The organism is Microvirga yunnanensis (genome assembly GCF_025460875.1).
In genome coordinates, this window is the sequence record NZ_JAMXFI010000060.1 from 1 (window position 1) to 556 (window position 556).

At 64.6% G+C, this 556-nt stretch carries 1 protein-coding gene; it reads right to left on the reverse strand.

Features of this window, described 5'->3' with window-relative positions; genetic code table 11:
* The coding region (locus tag NF876_RS25160; protein ID WP_262271193.1) for a carboxymuconolactone decarboxylase family protein at nucleotides 1–441 on the reverse strand (441 nt) is incomplete at its 3' end.
* Between the last annotated feature and the right edge of the window lie 115 nt (nucleotides 442–556).

Genomic DNA, 556 nt, shown 5'->3' on the forward strand with positions numbered 1-556 from the left:
GACCGGGAGCCGAAAAGGCGCGCCCAGCCGGTTGAACGCGTTCATGGCCGCAATCGTGATCGTGAGGTCCACGAGATCCTTGGGCGCGAAAGCCGCGCTTGCGGCCGCATAGGCCTCGTCGGAGGCGTGCGTCTCGCTGACAAGGGTGACCTCCTCCGCCCACGCGAGCGCGGCGCGGTACGTGTCGGGAAACAGGTGGGGCACCTCGGCCCAGACCGGAACGAGGGCGACCTTCTCGAACGGCATCGTGTCCAGGAGGTCCCGGGTGTGCAGGTCGATGCAGTGCGCGCAGCCGTTGATCTGCGAAACCCGCAGGAAGACGAGGTGGATCAGTTCGTGGGGTAGGCCGGTGCCCGTGGTGATGTAGTGGTGGATGCCGAAAAGGGCCTTCGCACCCTGCGGCGCCACCTCGTTCCAGACCAGCCGTTTGTTCTCGCTCATGACACATCCCTATGTTCGGAACGCCGGAGATCGACGTTCGAAGCCATGACGGGCCAAGCGGTCAGGGTGTGACATGCCACCTCGCGTTTTTTCTCGAAGCGGCCGATGTCACATC